A 20,106-nucleotide genomic window follows, 5' to 3' on the forward strand; every position below is an offset into this window, starting at 1 on the left:
CGTTTTTGTCAGGGCCGCCACTCTTAACCACCAGGAGTACCACGTGTTCTGGGAATCACGGCAGAACAAGGATCGACGGGACCGGCAATGCTCGTTTTGCGGGAAGCGGGAGAGCGTCGTCAAGAGCCTCATCGAAAGTCCTGCGCCCTACCATTGCCAAACCTGTCAATCCGGCTCGAACCTGCTCATCTGCAACGAATGCGTGCGGCTGTGCAACACCTTCCTGGCGGAAGGGGCGGGCGGTGCGGCCGCATCCTTTCCTCACAACATTCAGCTCCCCAAGCCTCCCGAGATGAAGCGGATCCTCGACGAATACGTCATCGGGCAGGAGCGGGCGAAAAAGGTCCTCTCCGTTGCGGTCCACAACCATTACAAGCGCATCCTGAGCCGCAACCGGCTGCGTGAGGTCGAGCTGCAGAAGGGCAACATCCTGATGATCGGCTCGACCGGCACGGGGAAGACCTTGCTGTCCCAGACGCTGGCCAAGATCCTCCACGTCCCCTTCGCGATCGCCGACGCGACGACGCTCACCGAAGCCGGGTACGTCGGCGAAGACGTCGAGAACGTGGTGCTCAAGCTGCTCCAAGCCGCCGAATTCGACGTCAAGCGCGCGGAGACGGGCATCATCTACATCGATGAGATCGACAAGATCAGCCGCAAATCGGAGAGCGCGTCCATCACCCGCGACGTCTCCGGGGAAGGCGTGCAGCAGGCGCTGCTCAAGCTCGTGGAAGGGACCATCTGCAACGTACCGCCGAAGGGCGGCCGGAAGCACCCCGAACAGGACTACATCCGCGTCGACACGACGAACATCCTGTTCATCTGCGGCGGCGCGTTCGTCGGGCTCGACCAGATCATCGGCCAGCGGACGACGCAGCGGCGCATCGGATTCGGGGCCGGCGTCACCACGCGGGACGGGCTCAATGGATCCAACGTGCTCGAGCTCGCGCAACCGGAAGACTTGCTCAAGTACGGGCTGATCCCGGAGTTCGTGGGGCGCTTCCCCGTCATCACCACGCTGTCGGACCTGGACGAAGCGGCCCTCGTGCGCGTGCTCAGCGAGCCCAAGAACGCCCTGTTGAAGCAGTACCAGGCCTTGTTCGAGTTGGAGAACGTGACGTTGCAATTCACGCCCGAAGCGGTGCACGCCATCGCCCGGCGGGCCGCGCCGATGAAGACGGGCGCCCGAGCGCTCCGGGCGATCCTCGAGGAAGTCATGCTCGATCTGATGTACGAGACCCCCGCCCTTCAAGGCGTCAAATCGATCGTGATCACCGAGGACGTCATCAACGGAACGGGCCAACCAACGATCGTCAACTAGCCGGGCGTGCGGCCCGGTCCGATAGTCGAGGGGCGGGGAGCGGCCGCTCTTCCCAAGATCAGACGAGGTGTCCATGGCCAAAATCCTCGTCGTCGATGACGAAGCCCACCTGCGGCGGGTGGTCTCGCTCTACCTTCGCGGCCGGCACTATGACGTCGAGACCGCGGAGAACGGGATCGAGGCCATCGAGAAGGTGTCGACCGACCGGCCGGACCTGATCATCGCCGACATCGGCATGCCCGGCATGGACGGCTACGAGCTGTGCAGCCGGCTCCGGCGGCAAGCCGAGACCCGCACGATTCCCTTCATCTTCCTGACCGCCAAGGACCAGGACACCGACCGCATCCGGGCCAGGAAGATCGGCTCCGACGATTACCTCACCAAGCCCTGCCCCCTGGACCAGCTCGCCGAGCGGGTCGAGATGATGATCGATCGCATCGAACAGGCCAAGCGGATCCCCTTGGACCGCATCGGCTTGAGCGGCCGGTTGGACGAGGTCGATGTGCTCGACCTCGTCCAGATGCTCGAGTTGAGCCAGAAGACCGGCGCCTTGGTGCTCAGCCACGGAGAACGCACCGGCACCCTCTACTTCAAGGAGGGCGTTATCGTCGATGCCGACATCCGCTCCCCGAAGCGGGAGGAGCCGCTCTTCGTGCTCCTCGGCTGGAAGGCCGGGCGCTACCTCTTCCTTCCCGACGCGGTGCCGGAGCGCATGCCGATCACCGCGAGTCTGGCCAATCTCCTGTTCGAGGACCTCCGCAAGCTCGAACAACACCAGCAGATGCTGCACCGCTCGGACCGCCCGTCGGCGTCCCAGCCCGGGAGCGGGGACGTGATCGGCCGCCTGCAGAGGGTGAGCCGACGCCTGCGCGCCGCCCGCACGGGGGCGTCCGAGCCGCACACCGTCCGGGTGCTGATCGCAGGAACGGCCGGCGCGGGGAAAAGTGAGTTCATCTGCGGGCTGATCCGCGATCTCTCCCCCTCCTGCTGGTCGGCCACGGGCTCGGACGAGCCGCAGACGGACGGCCGCACGGACTTCGGCTTGATCCGCGTGTCCGACGACACCGTGCTGCATTTGGTCGCCGTCCGCGCGGAAAAGCGCTTCCGCCCGCTCTGGGAGCACAGCCTCCCCTCGGCCGTCGGGATCATCGTCTTGGCCGGGCCATCGGGCGAGAGCGAGCTCAGCCACCTCCAGACCTTCCTCAAAGCTCGCTCGGCCCTGGCCCCGTCGCTGCCCGTACACGTGATCCTGCCGAAAGCCGAGGACCTCTCCCATTTCCCGGGCCTCGCCGCGGCGGACATCTCCATCGGCTCGATCGAGGATCGATCGGTTCGCCTGGCCGCATTCACGCGCCTGTTGGATCAATGGCTGGGGAAGCGGGACAGGGACGGCTGAAGCGAGGACCGTGTTCCAGCTCGACGTGCGTCAGGGGGCGTCAGCCGCGCAGCGGAATCCGAGCGTGGGTCCCCAATAGGTCATCTCGTCCCATCCGCGGTAGCTCGCGCGGAGCTCGAGCGGCCCCTGGCTCCAATCGCCGCCCCGCAGCACGCGGAACGTGCCTCGCAACGGGCCTTGCGGGTCGCGGGGCGGCATCATCGCGTAATAGTCCTCCGCATACCAGTCGCGGACCCACTCCCATGCGTTGCCCGAGAGGTCGAACACCCCGTAGGGCGACACGGCCTCGGGCACGCTGCCGATGGGCAGCGTCCCGTTCCCCATGCTCATCACCCGCTCCTTGAGCCAGGTGGTGATCGGCTCGTCCGTGTTCCCCCATGGATAGCGGCGGCCGTCGATGCCCCGCGCCGCCTTTTCCCACTCGGCTTCGGTCGGCAACCGAGCGCCACGCCACTGGCAGTAGGTATAGGCCTGCTTCCACGTGACGTTCGTCACGGGATGGTCCGCGTGCCGCGGGTCGTCGAACGCCCGGCGGTCCTTCGGGGGTGAACACACGCTCGGCTCCACGCAGCGACGATACTGTGTGTTGGTCACTTCGTAGCGGTCGATCCAGAACGAGCTGAGCGTGACCCGGTGCATCGGCCGCGCATCGGGCAACCCGGTGTCGGTTCCCATCCAGAAATCGCCGGCGGGGATCAACACCATGCCCTCGGGCACCGGGCTCCCCGCTTGGGTCAGGCGTTGCAACTCTTCCCGCTGCGCGGCGGCCAGTTGCTCGCGCACCGCGTTCGTCTCGGTCTGGTCCCGCTTGCCGTCGTCCTTCTTCTCGGGCTCACCGTGCGGTGCTGAAGGCTCCGGCGGCTTGGCGCCGCCCTCGTGGAGCTCGCCCTTGCCGGCCCCGACGGCCGGCTCACGACGCGCCTGGGCCGCGGCCGTCTCCGTGCTGCGCAGCGTCTCGATTCGCACCGTCATCCGGCTGATCCCGCGCACGAGGTCCTGCTCCACCGACTGGCCCTTCTTCTTCCGGCCCTTGGTCTTGGCGGCCGCCCCTCCTTTGCCGATGGCGGAGAAGTCGAAATCGGGGATATTGGCCAACAGCGGGAGCGCATAGCTGATCGGGACGGCAAAGCTCAGCCCTTCCGGCACGATGCCGGACGGATGACTGAACTTCGTCGTCACGAGGCCGATGACTTCCCCGTCACGGGTGAAGACGGGCCCGCCGCTGTTTCCCGGATTGATGGGAGCGTCGATCTGGAAGACCCGTTTGACGCCCTTGGTGCGGACGGCGGAGACCCGGCCGCGGGAGATCGACACCTCGCGGAGCCCGAAGGGGAAGCCGCAGACGATGACCTCTTGATCGAGCCTGACGGCCCCGGCGTAGCCGATGGGGGCTTCGGAGAGGCCGACCGTCTCGACCTTGAGCAGGGCGAGATCCTGCTCGGGATCGGAGGCGACGAGCAACGCCGTGGTGCGGAATTCTCCGGGCGTGACGACGGCGATCCGGCGGGCCTGACTGACGACATGGAGCGCCGTCAGGATGTACCCGTCGCGATGGACGATGACGCCCGTGCCGGCCGGTCGTTCGAACGGACCGATCGGCTGCGCGCCGAGCGGCTCGGCCGGGAATCCGATCGCGATCGCCAGCAGCAGAAGGAGGCGGCTCATTTCGACAGCGGGATCACCACGCTGATGGCCCCGGCGTTTTGACCGATCCGGAGCCCCTCCCGACGATACCCCATTGTATCCGGTTGGCCTTTCGGCTCGCCATGGCAGGCCAGACACTGGCGGGTGGCATACAGCGGGTACATGAGCCGCAACGCCCCGCTTTGCGCCGTGACCTCGCTGATCGCCTGCTCACGGGCGTGCCCCGGATCGGCGAAGGCCTGGAGAGCCGCCTGCTCGAACGCGTCCGGCGCATTGGCGGGGTTGCGCGGGGTCAAGGAGGTCTGCTTGAGCCGGACTCCGGTCGCTGCGCTGAAACGCGTCGCCACGCGCGATCCGAACACGGCGGGGATCAACGCCAACGGGGGACGGGCCGGGTCGCCGGACGATGGAGCCGCCGAGAGCGCCTGTGCAGCCGCCTTCATGTCCGACTCGGCCACGACTTCCTTGCTGATCGTCACCATCAGAGGGAGCCAGCGTTTGACCTTCTCGGGCGCCCGGCTCTCGTCGAGCTCGCGCAGATCGATCCCCGACCGTGCCCGAAACATGTCGTTGAGCTGCTGCTCGAAGAGGTCGGGCGCAAGGCCGGGGCGCTCACCGCCTTGGTACAGCTCCGGGTGCTCGTTGACGACGGCCCTGCCGGAATCCAAGAGGACGGCCAGCAGACGGGCGGTTTGCTCCAGCTCGAGGAGGCTTTGAAACGCCGGCCCGGCCGGCGAGGCCGCGCTTCGCGGCCATCCGGGGCTTGCCGTCGCCCCCGCGATCAGGCCGGCGATCAGAAGAATCGCCCACGCGGATCGTCGAGCACACCCACGAGCCATACAGGCACAAGGCTCCACCTGCAGTCGCTTGGCGTCGGCTCACCGGGTCACGGAGCCCCTCCCCCGCCCGAGCGGCCGGACGCTTACCGGCGACGATGAATGTCGATCAACATGTTGTCTTCGTCGAGCTCGACCACCACCGAGGCGCCTTCGGGAATCACCGCGATCTTGCTCCCGATCAGCGAATCGACTTCGAACCGCTGGGGCCCGTCCGGCGTGGAGAGCTTGACCTCGCCCCAATACGCGTCGGCGAAATCGAGCGCGCCGTTGATGAGGCGGTGCCCCGGCGACGGAACCGACGGCCGATGGGCGTCCACGAGCAGATTCCCCTCATCCACCACCAGCGTCACTTCCTCGCCGACCTTCGTTTGATGGAGCCCGACGCGATCGGCCTTGGCGGGGCTGATCGCACGCGGCCGCAGCCCTTCGAACGGCTCGACGAAGACGAACCCCGAGGCGATCTTCGTCACGATCGTATTGACCTCGTGGTGGGTCCCGGGACCGGCTCGGCCGTCTCCTCCACCGGCGAACACCGGCGTCACCACGCACAACAATCCGCTCAGCAGCAGTAACATGCGCTGCATGGTCCCCTCCTGCCTGTCGATCACGGCGGAGGTAATGAGCAGGTTAGGCCGCATCCCGGCGTTCGGCCGTTCCGGACGCGAGGACATCGCGCGACCGATCTCCGGCCGATTCACGCCTGTGCTCGGCGTCGCTTTCGTTGGCCATACCGGATGCCAGCACCCAACTCATCGCCACGATCGTGATCACTCCGATCAGCTCGACCATAACTCCCCAAACTCCGAACGTCTCACCGGATGCGAGCCGCAGGAGCGTTCGTCTCCCGCGTCTCTTGGTGTGTGTTGCCGGAGGGCTCCCGTGTAGTCGGGAAGAGCACCTCCAACCCCGCGAAGAGCACGAGGAGACACCCACTCACGACGATCACGATCGCCCACTCCGCGCCAGACATATCGCCTCCCCGTGCCCGCCGCCGCGGACGGTTACTGTCCGAGACCGATCGGCGAGACCGAAATCCCGTATTCCTGCAGCGGCGTCACCATGACCGCGAAATTGAACAGCTCGTCGGCCGCCACGTCATGGATGCCGTGCTCGCGGTTCCGCAGCATCTTGAACCACTTGTTCATCTCCACCCGAACGGTCCGCTGATCGCCGCGGCTCAAGGCCTCCCGGACCAGGTTCAACTTCTGCACGTAGGGGGCCCAGTTGGAAGCGGGATAGTTGGCTTGATAGAAGCTCAAGGAATTCGCCAGCTCATCCGCCCAGCCCGTCTGAGCCTGCGCGGCCGCGGGCGGCATTGCGACCGCCACGATGAGCGCGAACAACCACATGAAGAGCCATATCGGGCGCTGCCTGCTCATAGAACGCCTCCCAAGCGCGTGATCCGCCGGGTGAGAGCATGCTAGGAAGCTTGCTGGACCCGCTCCATTGCCCGACGGATGGATTTTGCCTCACCCATTCGGGTGAGATGTTCCGTCCTTCCTCAACCGACAGACACCCGGCGCTCGCCGGTTACGAGCCGGCGCTCCCCGGTTACGGATAGAGCACGAAATCGTGATCCTGCACGACCTCTTTCTTCTTGCCGGGTTCGGTGCTGATCGCGGTGCTCGAGCCCTCCGACGAGGCCGTATCAGGCATCGACATCGGCTTTTCCGTTCCGCCTCCCATGTCCCGGGCTCCCGACTCCGTCGCCGTCGTCGGCTTGCCTTGGTCGACCGGCGCCCGTTTTTCGATCATCTTGCCGGAGTCTTCCTCGGCAGCGGACACGGCTGCCGGCAAGACAGAGGGCACCATCCACAGTCCCGCTGCCAGAGCCACCCCTATGACCACACGGCACTTCATCGCCAACCTCCTTGCTTTCGGCAGTGGAGCCTCGCCCCTGGCTCGGCACCGGCTGCCTGGCTTCCAACCGTGTTCCCATGCCGATCCCTCTCTCATCGGGATCGGCCCTTCTCAAGCCACTCATCGCACCCCGCTTCATGACACCGGGCGATCGGCTCGGCCGGGGCCCTCATGGGCCGCTCGGCCTCAAGGCTCAGTTCCGTCGAGCTCGCCGCGGAGTCCACCCTCGCGTCCAACGGACTATAGGCGAACACCAGCCGTTCCAACTCATCGGCCGCGTCACCGCGGATGCCGTGGGCGCGCCGCTTCAGCATGTGCAGCAATTCCTTAGCCGCCGCACGGACCGCCTCCCTGTCCCGCCGATCTTCCGCCCGCTTGATCGCATCGAGCCGATCGATGTACGGCTGCCACTCTCCTCCACGCTCATGCGCTTGGTACAACGCGACCGAGTTGGCCACTTCATACACCCACAGGTTCTCGGCGCTGCCGGGGAGGACCGGAATCACGGGCAGGAGGAAGAACGCGAGGGGCAGGAATACTCCGCGCCGCCATCGTCGATCCGGATGCGTCATCTCGAACCTCCGCTTCGGGTGTGCTCTCCAGCCGCTTCCGCACGTGCTGGATGGCACGATACGATTGGACGAGCCGGGAGACCATGCCCACCTCGGAGGATTTCGTATCGCCCGGTCGGGTGAGTCGAGGGGAAGAAGGTCCGAGCGAAGAGGGCGGAAGAATCCGAAGGGGTCGAAGGAGCTATTTCCCGCTCAGGTACAGCAGGATGGCTTCGACCCGACCGGTCACATTGAGCTTACGGTAGATGTGATGCAGATGCGTCTTGACGGTATCGGACGACACGCAGAGGTGATCGGCAATCTCTTTGTTGCCTTGCCCTCCCGCGGCATGTGCGAGGATTTCACGTTCCCGGTCAGTCAGCAGCGCCAACCCGCCGACCTGCCGACCGCCGCCTTGAGCCAACGCGCGGTAGGTATGCCGGGCCAGGCGGTCCGGCAGATAGGGCGAGCTCACCGCCTCCCCCCGATAGGTACCTCGGATGATGCGGAGGAACTCCGCATGGTCGGCGTCCTTGAGGATGTAACCGCTCGCCCCGGCTTGGACGGCGGCGACGATCCGGGTGTCGTCGTCGTGGACCGACAGCATGAGGACTTTGATCTCGGGAAGGCATCCTTGAATCAGCCGGGTCGCCGTCACGCCGTCCAGCTTCGGCATGTCCACGTCCATCAGGACCATGTCGGGCTTCAGCTCCATCGCGAGATTGAACGCTTCACGCCCGTCGGTCGCCTCACCGACGACGCGCAGATCCGGCTCTCGCTCGAGCAGGCAGCGCACGCTCTGGCGAAACAAGCGCTGATCCTCAGCGATGATCAGGCTGATCGGCATCCGCGTGTCCCTTCAAAGGGAGCGCCATCGAGAACTGGGCGCCCCCGTCCGTGCGGTTCGCCGCCCAGATCCGCCCGTGGTGCGCTTCCACGACCAATCGGCAGAAGTGCAGGCCCAGGCCCCGTCCGATCCGCAGATCGTGGCCGTCCTTCTTCCGGAAAAACATCTCGAAGAGGAACGGGAGGTCCTCGGGAGGAATGCCGGGTCCCTCGTCCTCCACCCGCATGAGCAGGACCGGGTCGCCCGGTTCACCCATGCCGATCGGCAAGGCTCCCTCATGGGTATGGCGCACCGAAATCGTGATGGTACCGTTCGGCGGCGAGTACTTGAGCGCATTGTGGAGCAGATTGATGCCGACCCGCTGGAGCCGCCGTCGGTCCCCGCACATCCGGATCTCCTCCTGCGGAAATTCCAGCCGAAAGCTCACGCCCTTCGCATCGGCCTCCGAGCGAAACAGGTGGATCGCCTCCTGGAACAGGACCCGTACGGAAAACTCCGACATGATGAGCGGCAGCCCCGAGTAACTTTCCTGGTAGACGTCGAGCATGTCGTTGATCATGCCCAAGAGCAGATCGGTCGTGAGCTGCAGGTCCGCGAACCACTGGGCGATCGGCGGCGCGTGCAGCTCGGGACGCTTGCCGAGCAATTCGAGGGTCTTCTTGATCCCCGCGAGCGGGTTCCGGATATCGTGCGCGAACATGGAGGCAAACTGGCTCAAGGAGGCGAGCCGTTCCGATCGGAGCAACTGCTGTTCCAACCGGCGCTTCTCGGTCACGTCGCTCAGCTGCAGCAGGACCTCCTTGATCCCCGCGCAGTTCTCCACCGGGACCAGGTCGACGTCCATGACCAGCACCGCGCCGCCGTCCGTCGGGACGCGCAGGTCGGTCGCACGCAAATCCTTGCCGGTGCTCAGCGCATCGGCGAGGAGCTTCGTGAACCGCGGGCGATCAGGGTCGAAGAAGAGTTTCGCGGCGGCCGTCTCCAGCAAATCTTCTCTCAGCCGGCCGAGCTTGAGCTCGGCTCGCCGATTGAGCTCACGGATCCGGCCCGCCGCATCGACGATGAGCTTGGCGTCGACGGCGTGGTTCCACAATGTGCGGTAGTAGTCTTCGGAGCTGACGACGTCCCGACCGGCGTCTACAGGTTCGCTCATGAGCACCTCGTCCGATCCGGCGCCCGGGGACACGACTCTCTCGACGGGACCCGTCGGTACGGTGTTCGAAGCGCGCGGCCCGACCGCTCGTCAGGCCGCGTGCTTGGTGCCGGTCGAGGTCATGGTGTCGCGCGCGCCTTCTCCGCCGGTCTTCTCGGCCTCTATGATCGTGTTCGGCTCGCGGTAGAACAGATCGAGGCAAAAGAAGAACAGCGTCACCAGAACCAGGATCCCGGACACGATCCCCCAGTATCCCCACGACATGATGGTCTCCCTGCCGTCCCCGCCGCGCGGTCCGGGCGTTCGGCCCGGACCGCGCGATGGACGGCGCTAGGCCGTCTTACGATACGTGAATTCGGGCGCGACCTCTGCCGTCTCGATCTCCGGCCGCATGGCGGGGATCAGCAGCCCGGCGAAAAAGATCCCGATGAGACCGATCGAGCCGGCCGCCATCAGGCCGAACGGGATCTCCGGCCAGGTCCGCGGCTCGGAGAAGATGGCATGATCGGGGCCCGCCTCCGCGCGGGCCAGCATCTCGAACCGCTCCGCGACCTGCTCGCCGTGCAGCGCCGCCACCGTCACGAGCGCCAACTGGCGTTGCGCCTCTCCCTTGCGTTCCAGGTAGCCGTCTTGCACCGAGGCCACACGCACGATCGCCTCTCCCAGACGACGCTGGGTCTCACTCGTGAACCGGTCCGCGGCCGTTGCCGTGCTCACGACCGCCATCCCGACGATCGGGTCCCGCATCTCGCGATACTCCGCCGTCATGGCATCCCCGCGTGCGGCGGTGACGTCGATCATACGGCGGTTGTAGGCCCCGTCCATCTGATCCGCCGAGACCAGGCCGGACCGGACCCCGTGCGACGTGAACCGCGCGATGCTCTGTCCGAGGACGAACTGCACCCGTGCGGCATGATCGGCGTCCATCTGTTCCACGGCTTGAATGGCTGTCTGGCCGACGATGCCCGGCAGAGCTTCCTCGGCATAGCGGCCGGCCATCATGGCACGAGTGAGGTCCCACGCCGCGGCGTGCAGATCGGCATTCGAATCGCGATCCAAGAGATAATTGTCAACCAGCGCCTGCCCCAACGCAGGCTGCACCCACTCCATCGCGGCGTCGGGCCCGACGGTCGTGGCTTCGGCCACCGTCGCTTCCGCCTGCACGGGCTCCACGGTCCCGTTGACCGCGATGAAGAGACCGTATCCGCCCAGGATCGTCGCAAAGACACCGATCGCCACCATGAGATCCACTGGTTCCAAATGCCGTTTCATCGCGCCCTCCTTTGCTGGCAAGACCACTCGTTGCCACGACGAGTCGCAAGCCGAGTGCCAGCGAGGAAGGCTCCGTTTCCAAGTACTTAGAAGTGCAGCCGGCAGGAGATCGATTGCCGGATGGTGGAGTTCAGCCAGGGGACGTGTCAAATGCACCAACCGGTCGTGCAGAGCCATCCGCACGCGCGGCAAGGGGTGGACATTCAGTCCAACGACGAGGGACGTCGGCTTATTTCAGTTCGACGATCGTCACCCCGTCGCCGCCTTCGGCGCGCTCCCCGGCCCTGAACCCGGCTACGTAAGGGGAGTCCCGCAAGTACGCACGCAGCGAGGCTTTCAACCGCCCCGTCCCGTGTCCATGGATGAGTCGCAGAAACGGAGTGCCCGCCAGGGCGGCGCGATCCAGAGCGGCCACGGTCAGGTCCAGGGCCTCGTCGGCCGTCTTTCCTCGTAGATCGAGGACGGCGACGCCCTCGCCGTGCGTCGCCGCTGGAGAGCGCGGCCGGAAAGGCGGAGCGGGCGCCCTCGGCGCCTCGGGGAGCGCCGAGTCGTCGGTGCCGAGCAGTGAGGAGACCTCCACCGACATCTCGCGTCCCCCCATTTGCACCCTCACGCGTTTCTTGCCTCCGGGCGCTTCGAGCAAGACGGCGCGCGCGCCGAGTCCGATGAGCTCCACGGAATCGCCCGGACGAAGGCGCTCCAGGGGCACGCCATGGTCGCCCTCGGCTAACCGACGGCTCACGTCCGCGTGCAGCTCGCTCACCCGCTGCGCGGCCTGTTTCGCGTGGGTCCGGGTCTGCTCCTTCTTCAAGGCCTCCAAGGCCGCGTGAATCTCGGTGCGCGCCCGCGCCAACTCCTCGGCCCACTGCTTCTTGAGCCGCTTGCGCTCCTCGCGTTCGGTTGCCGAGAGCCGCGCCGCCACCGCCTCGGATTCCCGTGTCGCACGCTCCGTCCGGCTCTTTAAGGCGGCGATTTCCGCCGCATCCGCTTCGAGCCGTCGCTGCTTCTCCTGCAGGTCGCTCAGCATCCGCTCGAGCGACCGGTCCTCCCGGCGGACCAGGCGCAGCGCGTCCTCGAGAATCGATTCGTCCATTCCAAGCCGACCGGCAATCTCGATCGCCGAGGAACCGCCCGGCACGCCCATGATCACCCGGTACGTCGGCGAGAGCGTGCTCACATCAAACCCGACGCTCGCGTTCATGAAGGCGGGCGTCGTCTGCCCCAGCGCCTTCAGCGCATTGTAATGAGTGGTCACGACGACCTTCAGGCCGAGGCGGGCCAAACGACGCAGCAGCGCCTCGGCCAGCGCCGCCCCTTCGGCAGGGTCCGTCGAGGTCGCCGGCTCATCGAGCAGCACGAGGGCCGGCGGGGCGCCGGCCGGCCGCGATTCCGCCTCCTTGAGCAGATCGATCATCTGGGTCATGTGCGCGGAGAAGCTCGACAGATTTTTGGTGAGGTCCTGCGCATCCCCGATGTCCGCATAGACCTCGGGGAAGAAGCCCATCTCGGAGTCCGGCCCGCACGGCGGCTGCAACCCGGCCCGAACCATCAAGGCAAAGAGCCCGAGGACCTTGAGCGTGACGGTCTTCCCTCCGGTATTCGGGCCCGAAATGATGAGCACGCGGACGGGAGCATCGAGCACGAGGTCGTTCGGCACCACCTCGTCCTTGGCGAGCACCAACAGGGGGTGACGGGCGGCCGTCAGGGCGATCCGTCCTTCCGCGCTGAGGGTCACTGGACGGCCCCCGATCCTCCCGCTGAGCGCGGCCTTCGCGGCGAGACAATCCAGCCGACCCAACACCTCGACCGCGGTCGAGAGCGCGACGCTGTCGCGAGCGACGTCACCGGACAGGTCCTGCAAGATCCGCCGGACCTCCCGGTCCACCTCGAGCTCCGCCACCTTGATCGCATTGTTCAATTCGACCAACTCGCGGGGCTCCAGAAATACGGTCGCGCCGCTGGACGAGACGTCGTGGACGATCCCGGGAATTTTGGCGCGCATGTCGGCTTTGACCGGCACGACGTAGCGGCCCTCACGCTGCGCGAAATACTGCTCTTGCAGCACGTCGGCATAGCGGCTGGAGGCCAGAATCGTCTCGAGGCGCCGGCGCATGTGCTGCTTCAGGTCGCCGGCGTGCTGCGACAGACGCCGCAGCTCCGGCGTCGCCGATTCCTTGATCTGCCCTTCCTCATCGATGCATCGCTCGAGATGCTCCTTCAGGCGCTGTAATGCCGCCAGGTCGGACAAGGGCGCGGCGAGGTCGGCGACGGCCGGTGCCTCCGCTCGATGGCGCGCGATATAGCGAACGACCTCGAGCCCGACCGCGAGCGCCAGCCCCACATCCCGCAACTCGTGCGCCTCGAGCACCGCTCCTTTGGCCGCGCGGCTCAGGACGCCGCGGATATCGGGACATGCCGGGGAAGGGAACGGGTCCTCACCGGCCTGAAGCGCGACCATGTCCTCGGTTTCCCGTAGACGCAGGACGGCCGCGTCGAAGTCGGCTTCGGGGACCAGGGTGCGACAGTATTCCATCCCCAAAGTCGATCTCGCGTATCCGGCGAGCGCGTCGAGCAGGCGCGGCCACTCGACCACGACCGCCGCTTGCTGCAGGAGGTCGGCTCTACTCATGGCGACTCATTGTCGGGCACTGTACCGAAAGCCGGCTGCAGACGGCAAGGCGGCGAGGAGCGCCCGCCCCCGACAGGGCCCGGCGAGACCGGCGTTGCTTTTCTGTTCGTGCTGGCCTAGGGTACGCGCCATGCCGATTCGTCCCTTGGCATTCGCCCATGCGCTCGGTGCGACGACTGCGGTCCTGGCTCTCGTGTTGATCCTCCTGCGGCTCGCCGCCCCGTCCGTGTTCATCTTCGTCTTCAACGCGCAATTCTTCGGCGCCGACGTGGCCTCGTTGCTCCCCGGTGACATCCAACCCCTTCGGCTGTTCGGAGAGACCGCGGCCTTCGTGGGCGGCGCCTGGGGGTTCGGGCTGCTTGGCGCCGTCATCTATAACCGGCTGATCAGGACCTCATAGCCGCACCGGTGGTCGCCGCCTACACCGGGTGCCGGCGCCGTATCGTGCCCGAGCCCCGCCCGTCTTGCAATTGCCGGGGGCTCCCGTCACACTGCCTCTGGTACGGAGAGGCTCGAGCGATGGGGCTCTCGCTGGAAGAGCTGACGGCGGTCCTTGAAGAAATCGCGCCGGCCGTCCAGGGCGGCTGGGTCCAACGAGTCTCTCAACCGGCGGCTCGGGTGATCGTGCTCGAGATCCGGACGCCGGGACAGACACACCGGCTCTTGCTCTCGGCGGACCCGGACACCGCCCGGCTCCATCTACTCAGCCGGCGCTTGGCCAATCCGCCAAGCCCGCCGCCCTTCTGCCAGTTTTTACGCGCCCACATCCACGGGGCCAAGATCGAAGGACTCGAGCAACTCAACCAGGATCGGCTCGTCCGGCTTCGTATGACCGCGCGGGACGGCCCCTGCTCGCTGATCGCCGAGCTGACCGGCCGAGCCGCGGACCTCGTCCTGGTCGACGGCGACGATCGCATCCTGATGTCGCTCACCAAGGGACGCGCGCATGCCGGGGAGCCCTACCGCCGGCCCGCTCGTCCTCCTGGTCCCGGTCGGAGCCGCGCGGCAAGCCCGAATGACGCCAGCGGCGACGGTCCGTTCCCGATCTCCTCATGGATCGACGCGCGGTACGAGCAACGCGAGGCCGACACGGCCGGCACACGCGCGCGGGAGCGGCGGCTCGCGGAGATCAGCAAGCGGTTGAAGAAAGCCACCCGTCGCGCGGATGCGCTTCGGGCCGACCTGGACAAGGCGGCGCGCTATCGCGACTACGCCCGCTACGGCGAGCTGCTGAAGGCCAATCTCCACGCCGTGACCAAGGGCGCCGAGCGCATCACGGTCATCGATTATTTCGATCCGGCCCTGCCCGAGTTGGTCCTGCCGTTGGACCCTGCGAAGAGTCCTCAGGGCAACATGGACGACTACTTCAAGAAGCACCGGAAATACGTGACCGCGGAACGGGAGATCCGCCCGCGGTTGGCGCAGGCCGAGGAGGAAGTCCGCATGCTGAAAGAGGAACGGCGGCGCGTCGAGACATCCGAGTGGCAACCGGACACGTTCGAGGCCGCAAGGGTCTCCACCCGAGTCCCGGAACCGCGCGGGCGGCAGACCGATGAACCACGGCAGGCCCAAGGCCCCTTCCGCCGGTTCGTGTCGAGCGACGGCCTGCCCATCTATGTCGGGCGAAACGCGCAGGAGAACGAACGTTTGACCTTCGGAGAAGCGCGGCCGGATGATCTCTGGTTGCACGCCCGAGGCGTGCCGGGATCGCACGTCGTCGTGCGGCTGGACAAGGGGACCGAGCCGCCCCCGGAGACGCTCCGGGACGCGGCCATCCTGGCGCTGCAGTACAGTGACTTGAAGAAGAGCGGCAAGGGCGACGTCCTCTACACGAGGCGCAAGTATGTTCGCAAGCTCAAGGGGAAGCCGCCCGGAACCGTGGCGGTCGATCACGAAAAGAGCCTGTTCGTGACACTGGACCGCGCCCGCTTGGAAAGCTTGAAAATGCGGCGGGTGCGCTAATCCAGGCGCGCGGCTCTCATGGCAATCCAGGGCCCGGCCGCGGGGTCAACCCCGATGCTTATTTCGTCCGCTTGTCCTCCTGCTCGACCTTGAGGATGTTGATGTCGAACTCGAGGGTCTTCCCGGCCAGCGGGTGATTGAGGTCGACGACGACCCCGTTGCCCTCGACGGACACGACCGTCGCCTCCATACCGTTCTGCGCCCGAAGCCTGGTCCCGGCCTTGACGTTCGGGGGCACCTGGTCTTTCGTCACGGTCATCTTCTTTTTCTCGTCGTACCGTCCATACCCGTCGTCGGCCGAGACCGTGACGTGCTTCTTGTCACCCGCTTTCAACCCGGCCAACGCCTTCTCCAGCCCCGGCAGAATCTCCCGGCGGCCCTGCACGTACGAGACCGGCTCCTTCCCGACGGTGGTCTCGATGACGGTCTTGTCTGGAAGCGCCAACGTGTAGTCCAACGTGACCTTGGTGCCTTCCGCAATCCGGATGGCCTGGTCCCCCGCCCAGGTCAGGGTGCCGGAGACGGCGGCCCAGAGCAGCACCACCGAGAGAAGCCAGGCCGCTGCTCGTGTCGATTGCACCGTCCGCTCATCCATGCTCCGCCTCCTTGTCGTGTACGGCCATGGCAATAAGTAAAACCCGGCTCGGCCACGCGGCCGAGCCCGGCGTCTCGATTTCTTACGCGATTCGACGTATCCTAGCCCCGCACAGCCATTCCGGACGGAGAGCGCCATCCGAACCTCAAGCTGAGGAGTTCTTCAGCCGATCTAGAGAGGAGGAGACAGTATGGCCGATCCGATTCCATCCGCCGTCCCACCGACCGTCTTGGTCGTCGACGACGACCCCTCGATGCTGCGCCTCTGCGCGCAACGGCTCGAAGAGCAGCACTTTCGGGTTCTCCAGGCCTCGGGCAGCACGGAGGCGCTGAAAATCTGTGCGGAGCACAGGGCGCCGATCCACCTGTTGATCGCCGACCTTTTCCTGCCGCCCCCCGGCCTCCAGCTTGCCGGAGACAATCCCGCGTTTCCTCGGGTGCACGGCTCCGAGCTCGTGCATCAGGTGCTCGCCCGACGCCCCGAGACGCGCGTGCTGCTGATCAGCGCCTACTCCGAAGCCGATCTCAACAATCGAGGCATCACCATGGATCCGCTCCCATTTCTCCGGAAGCCGTTCAGTGGAGACGCGCTCATCCAGGCGGCGCGTGCGGCGTTGAGCGGGCCGCCGGTCGTGCTGAAGGAGAAGAAGAAGGCCGCGGGAGGACAAGAAATCGAATGGTTCGATTAACGGATCGAGGGCGGCGGTCCATGACCGCCGCCCCCGGTATGCACCCTGGCTTACCAGCGTTGGCCGCCGCGGCCGCCGACACCGCCGCGCCCGCGCCCTTCACCGCCTGAGCGGGCTTCCTGAGGACGCGCTTCGTTGACCGTCAGTGTTCGGCCGCCGAACTGCGTCCCGTTGAGGGCTGCAATGGCCGCCGAGGCTTCCTCCCCCGAGGCCATTTCGACGAAGCCGAAGCCCCGCGACTGCCCGGTAAACCGGTCCGTGATCACTCGGGCCGACTCCACGGTGCCGTGGGTGGCAAACAGATCGTTCAACTCTTGGTCGGTCGCCGAATACGGCAAGCCGCCGACATAAATCTTCGAACCCATACGGGTCCCTCCTTAGAGAAAATGATATTGTCTTGGACTCGAGGACGCGGGAAGGAACGGGCTGAAGACGCGAACAACGAGCGGCTTAGCGACGGCTTCCGATCACACTCGGACAAAACAACATCGGTTGAGGCCCTGCTGTCTGTACGCTCCCACACCGGGCCGCGCGGGGAGTGGACGTATCGTACCACGGGTACCGAGGCGGCACAAGCGAACCGAAAGAGCTAGGCCGGCCATGACGCGTCAGTGCGATCACGAGGCGCTCACTCGGGGACTTTCGTCCTCACCCAGCGGACGTACCAGGGGGCTCCGATGATCGGGACGACGAACAGCACGACGACGGTCGCGGCGAGGTCCGGAGGCGAGCTCAGCCAGCGCGTGGCCCAGGCACAGATCACGTCATACCAGGCGAGGCCCAGACCGAGCATGACCAAACAAATGCGGCGCGCCTTTTCGGAATACCCGGAGACGGTGGCCGCGACCCGAGGGGTGACCGTCATTCCATAGACGGCAGCCAGGCCAAGGTCTTCGAGGGCGCCGCTGGCCAGGTCCTCCCAGGCGATCAATCGGGCGGGACCTCGCGCGGCCGAGATCACCGCGATCCAGTCATAGGCCAACAGCGCGACCAAGCACGGTCCGGCGATCAGCAGCGCAAGCCAGAGGCGTCGCATGCGGTATTATGGCGCGAGGCCGGCGGGATGGGAATAGCCGCCACGCGCCGAAGTCGACCGATCGGCCGGAACACGAATTTCCTGGGAGGCGATGACGCCGCCGCGCGACCGAGACCAACTCCTGACGCCGATCGTAGCCGCGCGTGGAGCGTGGGCGTGGACCCACGGGGTGACGCGTTACCAATGGCTGGTCCTGGGCGTCGCCTGGCTGGGCTGGGTCTTCGATTCCATGGACGCGACGATTTACGCGCTCGTTCTCCATCCGGCGCTCGCGGACCTGCTCGCGGGATCGACCGGCGATCCCGTCCCCTCCGCCAAGATCGGTTGGTACGGCGGCGTGATCTTTTCCGTGTTCCTCGTCGGCTGGGCGGTCGGCGGGATCCTCTTCGGACTGATGGCGGACTGCGTGGGCCGGACCAAGACGTTGATCGTCACGATCCTGCTCTACGCGGTTTTCACCGGCGCTGCAGCCTTGTCGCAAGACTGGTGGCACCTGGCCGTCTATCGCTTTCTGACCGCTTTGGGGATCGGCGGCGAGTGGGCGGCGGGCGCGGCGATCGTCGCCGAGACCTGGCCGGAGGACAAGCGGGCACGCGCGGCGGGGATCCTTCAGTCCGCGTGGGCCGTCGGATTTTTTCTCGCCGCGGCCTTCAACCTGCTGCTGGGTGGGGTCGGCTGGCGAAGCCTGTTTCTTGTGGGAGTCGTCCCCGCGTTCGTCGTGCTGCTGATCAGGGCCTGGGTCAAGGAGCCGGAGCGGTGGACCAAAGCCCATGAACAGGAGCTCAAGTGCGGACCGCAACGGTGGATGAAGCTGCCGGACCTGTTCCACGGGGAGTTGAAACGGCGGACCCTCGTCGGCTCGGGGCTGGCCTTCATCGCCGTGTTCGGCCTCTGGGGCGCGACCAATTGGGCTCCCACCCTCATCCATGCGCTGCCCGAGCTTCAGGGCCTCTCAGCCGGCGCCGCCGCCCGATCCGTCAGCTACGCGATCATGGCGCTCAATGTCGGCGCCGTCTTCGGCTATCTCAGCTTCGGGCCGCTCGCCGATCGCCTCGGTCGTCGGGCCGCCTTTGCACTCATGTGCACGGGAAGCCTGATCATGCTGCCCGTCACGTTCTCGACCCCGCACAGCTTTGCGCAGGTCCTGATGCTGCTTCCCATCCTCGGATTTTTCAACAACGGCATCTTCAGCGGCTTCCCCATCTATCTCCCCGAGCTCTACCCCACCCCGCTGCGGGCGACCGGCGCCGGCTTTTGCTTCAATGCCGGCCGGGTCCTCGCCTCCGTCGGCCCGTTTCTCACCGGCCTTCTGGTCTCGACGCTTGGCGGCTTCGGGCATGCCGTCGCCGCCGTGTCGCTGATCTATCTCGCCGGCCTGTTGATTCTCCCGTTCGCCCCGGAAACCAAGGGACGGCCGCTGCCGGAGTAGGGCCGGGCCCGCGCCTGAACGAGTACAGCCGCCGGCCCGATTATTCGCCGACCCGGACGAGCGAGCCTTGCTCCTTGCAGACGTTGAACGTGTGGTGGAACCAGGCGATCATCGCGGTGAGGTAGACGAGGTTGAGCGCGACCGCCCAGGTGAAATGGATGTGGGAAAAACCGCCGGTCGCAACGACCGTCCGCATGCCTTCGAAGACGTGCGCCGCCGGATTGGCCCATGCGACCGGTTGCAGCCAGGCGGGCAGGACCTCCATCGGATAGAAGACGCATGAAATCGGTTGGAACAGGAAGACCATACCCCATGCGAGCACTTCCGCTTCCTGGCCGAAGCGCATGATCAGCGAGGTCGTCAGGACCCCGATCGTCCAGCCGGCGATCAACAGGTTGAAGACGAACGGGACGAGCGCCAAGCCGATTTTGAAGATGTTGTAGTCATAGAAGACGAGGGCCGCGACGACCATGACGATGGAGACGGCGGTCACCTTGAACACGCTGAGCGCCATCGTGGCCGCAAGGAACTCGCTGGGCTTGAGCGGGCTGGCAAAGAGGTTCATCAGGTTGCGGGCCCAAATCTCCTCGAGAAAGGAGATCGTGATGCCCTGTTGCGCCCGGAACAGCACGTCCCAGAGGATCAGCGCGCCGAGGAAAAACGTGACGACCCCGGGCAATTGTCCCTGAAATCGCATCAAATAGACGGTGATGAACCCCCAGACGACCAGGTCGAGGAAGGGCCAGTAGAAGATCTCCATCAGGCGGGGCAGGCTCCGCCGGTAGAGGTAGAGATGACGCGCGATCAGCGCCGAGATCCGGTGCAGTTTCATCGCTGAATGGAGGTAAAGGGGTATGGGGTAAGGGGATAAGGGCAGAATGTCT

The 20,106-nt window shown here is 66.0% G+C and carries 23 protein-coding genes; 6 read left to right on the top strand and 17 right to left on the bottom strand.

Translation table 11 applies throughout. The features are described from left to right. Positions 1–43: 43 nt before the first annotated feature. Entirely contained in the window at positions 44–1,321 is a 1,278-nt protein-coding gene (clpX, locus tag ACWHYV_RS16285; protein ID WP_447977547.1) for an ATP-dependent Clp protease ATP-binding subunit ClpX, read from the top strand. 73 nt (positions 1,322–1,394) lie between these two features. Then, positions 1,395–2,717 (top strand): response regulator, encoded by a 1,323-nt coding sequence (locus ACWHYV_RS16290; protein WP_447977548.1) that lies wholly within the window; start codon positions 1,395–1,397, stop codon positions 2,715–2,717. Between the two features lie 30 nt (positions 2,718–2,747). Here ACWHYV_RS16290 and ACWHYV_RS16295 read toward each other — a convergent pair whose 3' ends face one another. From ACWHYV_RS16295 to ACWHYV_RS16355, 13 genes are all read right to left on the bottom strand, one after another. Further along, positions 2,748–4,382, bottom strand: coding sequence for an SUMF1/EgtB/PvdO family nonheme iron enzyme (locus tag ACWHYV_RS16295; protein ID WP_447977549.1), 1,635 nt, complete (start codon positions 4,380–4,382; stop codon positions 2,748–2,750). Further along, positions 4,379–5,200: a Tll0287-like domain-containing protein gene (locus tag ACWHYV_RS16300; RefSeq protein WP_447977550.1), complete on the bottom strand. Its 822-nt coding sequence runs from the start codon at positions 5,198–5,200 to the stop codon at positions 4,379–4,381. Before ACWHYV_RS16300 ends, ACWHYV_RS16295 begins: the two co-directional genes overlap by 4 nt. A gap of 83 nt (positions 5,201–5,283) precedes the next feature. Next, the gene (locus ACWHYV_RS16305) at positions 5,284–5,784 is read right to left on the bottom strand and encodes a hypothetical protein (RefSeq protein WP_447977551.1); all 501 of its coding nucleotides are present in this window, start codon (positions 5,782–5,784) and stop codon (positions 5,284–5,286) included. 43 nt (positions 5,785–5,827) lie between these two features. Next, complete coding sequence (locus ACWHYV_RS16310; RefSeq protein WP_447977552.1) at positions 5,828–5,989, bottom strand: hypothetical protein; 162 nt, start codon at positions 5,987–5,989, stop codon at positions 5,828–5,830. A 22-nt stretch (positions 5,990–6,011) separates the two neighbouring features. Next, on the bottom strand, positions 6,012–6,170 hold the full coding sequence (locus ACWHYV_RS16315; protein ID WP_447977553.1) for a hypothetical protein: 159 nt from the start codon (positions 6,168–6,170) through the stop codon (positions 6,012–6,014). 31 nt (positions 6,171–6,201) lie between these two features. Then, positions 6,202–6,579 carry a hypothetical protein gene (locus ACWHYV_RS16320; protein WP_447977554.1) on the bottom strand — a complete coding sequence of 126 codons (378 nt, stop codon included), beginning with the start codon at positions 6,577–6,579 and terminating at the stop codon, positions 6,202–6,204. A 172-nt stretch (positions 6,580–6,751) separates the two neighbouring features. After that, positions 6,752–7,060 (bottom strand): hypothetical protein, encoded by a 309-nt coding sequence (locus tag ACWHYV_RS16325; RefSeq protein ID WP_447977555.1) that lies wholly within the window; start codon positions 7,058–7,060, stop codon positions 6,752–6,754. A 92-nt stretch (positions 7,061–7,152) separates the two neighbouring features. Continuing rightward, positions 7,153–7,632, bottom strand: a complete 480-nt coding sequence (locus tag ACWHYV_RS16330; protein WP_447977556.1) for a hypothetical protein — start codon at positions 7,630–7,632, stop codon at positions 7,153–7,155. 181 nt (positions 7,633–7,813) lie between these two features. After that, positions 7,814–8,458 carry a response regulator gene (locus ACWHYV_RS16335; protein ID WP_447977557.1) on the bottom strand — a complete coding sequence of 215 codons (645 nt, stop codon included), beginning with the start codon at positions 8,456–8,458 and terminating at the stop codon, positions 7,814–7,816. After that, positions 8,433–9,611, bottom strand: coding sequence for a two-component system sensor histidine kinase NtrB (locus tag ACWHYV_RS16340; protein WP_447977558.1), 1,179 nt, complete (start codon positions 9,609–9,611; stop codon positions 8,433–8,435). The genes ACWHYV_RS16335 and ACWHYV_RS16340 overlap by 26 nt, the downstream gene beginning before the upstream one ends. 90 nt (positions 9,612–9,701) lie before the next feature. Continuing rightward, positions 9,702–9,875, bottom strand: coding sequence for a hypothetical protein (locus ACWHYV_RS16345; RefSeq protein WP_447977559.1), 174 nt, complete (start codon positions 9,873–9,875; stop codon positions 9,702–9,704). Between the two features lie 66 nt (positions 9,876–9,941). Further along, positions 9,942–10,883 carry a hypothetical protein gene (locus ACWHYV_RS16350; protein WP_447977560.1) on the bottom strand — a complete coding sequence of 314 codons (942 nt, stop codon included), beginning with the start codon at positions 10,881–10,883 and terminating at the stop codon, positions 9,942–9,944. A gap of 229 nt (positions 10,884–11,112) precedes the next feature. Beyond that, positions 11,113–13,512, bottom strand: coding sequence for an endonuclease MutS2 (locus ACWHYV_RS16355; protein WP_447977561.1), 2,400 nt, complete (start codon positions 13,510–13,512; stop codon positions 11,113–11,115). 130 nt (positions 13,513–13,642) lie between these two features. On the opposite strand from ACWHYV_RS16355, the gene ACWHYV_RS16360 reads away from it, so the two are divergent. Continuing rightward, the gene (locus ACWHYV_RS16360) at positions 13,643–13,912 is read left to right on the top strand and encodes a hypothetical protein (RefSeq protein ID WP_447977562.1); all 270 of its coding nucleotides are present in this window, start codon (positions 13,643–13,645) and stop codon (positions 13,910–13,912) included. A gap of 119 nt (positions 13,913–14,031) precedes the next feature. Next, a complete protein-coding gene (locus ACWHYV_RS16365; protein WP_447977563.1) occupies positions 14,032–15,474 on the top strand; it encodes an Rqc2 family fibronectin-binding protein in 1,443 nt (480 codons plus the stop codon). A 58-nt stretch (positions 15,475–15,532) separates the two neighbouring features. Here ACWHYV_RS16365 and ACWHYV_RS16370 read toward each other — a convergent pair whose 3' ends face one another. After that, positions 15,533–16,069 (bottom strand): FKBP-type peptidyl-prolyl cis-trans isomerase, encoded by a 537-nt coding sequence (locus ACWHYV_RS16370; protein WP_447977564.1) that lies wholly within the window; start codon positions 16,067–16,069, stop codon positions 15,533–15,535. 190 nt (positions 16,070–16,259) lie between these two features. Between ACWHYV_RS16370 and ACWHYV_RS16375 the strand changes: the two genes are divergently transcribed. Continuing rightward, positions 16,260–16,757 (top strand): response regulator, encoded by a 498-nt coding sequence (locus ACWHYV_RS16375; RefSeq protein WP_447977565.1) that lies wholly within the window; start codon positions 16,260–16,262, stop codon positions 16,755–16,757. A gap of 50 nt (positions 16,758–16,807) precedes the next feature. On the opposite strand, the gene ACWHYV_RS16380 is transcribed toward ACWHYV_RS16375, so the two are convergent. Both ACWHYV_RS16380 and ACWHYV_RS16385 read right to left on the bottom strand, forming a co-directional pair. Then, entirely contained in the window at positions 16,808–17,122 is a 315-nt protein-coding gene (locus ACWHYV_RS16380) for an RNA recognition motif domain-containing protein (protein ID WP_447977566.1), read from the bottom strand. A gap of 263 nt (positions 17,123–17,385) precedes the next feature. Next, positions 17,386–17,793 carry a hypothetical protein gene (locus tag ACWHYV_RS16385; protein WP_447977567.1) on the bottom strand — a complete coding sequence of 136 codons (408 nt, stop codon included), beginning with the start codon at positions 17,791–17,793 and terminating at the stop codon, positions 17,386–17,388. A 91-nt stretch (positions 17,794–17,884) separates the two neighbouring features. On the opposite strand from ACWHYV_RS16385, the gene ACWHYV_RS16390 reads away from it, so the two are divergent. Further along, positions 17,885–19,222: an MFS transporter gene (locus tag ACWHYV_RS16390; protein WP_447977568.1), complete on the top strand. Its 1,338-nt coding sequence runs from the start codon at positions 17,885–17,887 to the stop codon at positions 19,220–19,222. A gap of 40 nt (positions 19,223–19,262) precedes the next feature. Here ACWHYV_RS16390 and ACWHYV_RS16395 read toward each other — a convergent pair whose 3' ends face one another. Next, positions 19,263–20,054, bottom strand: coding sequence for an ABC transporter permease (locus ACWHYV_RS16395; RefSeq protein WP_447977569.1), 792 nt, complete (start codon positions 20,052–20,054; stop codon positions 19,263–19,265). Positions 20,055–20,106: the final 52 nt, after the last annotated feature.

This window comes from Candidatus Nitrospira bockiana (assembly GCF_965152565.1).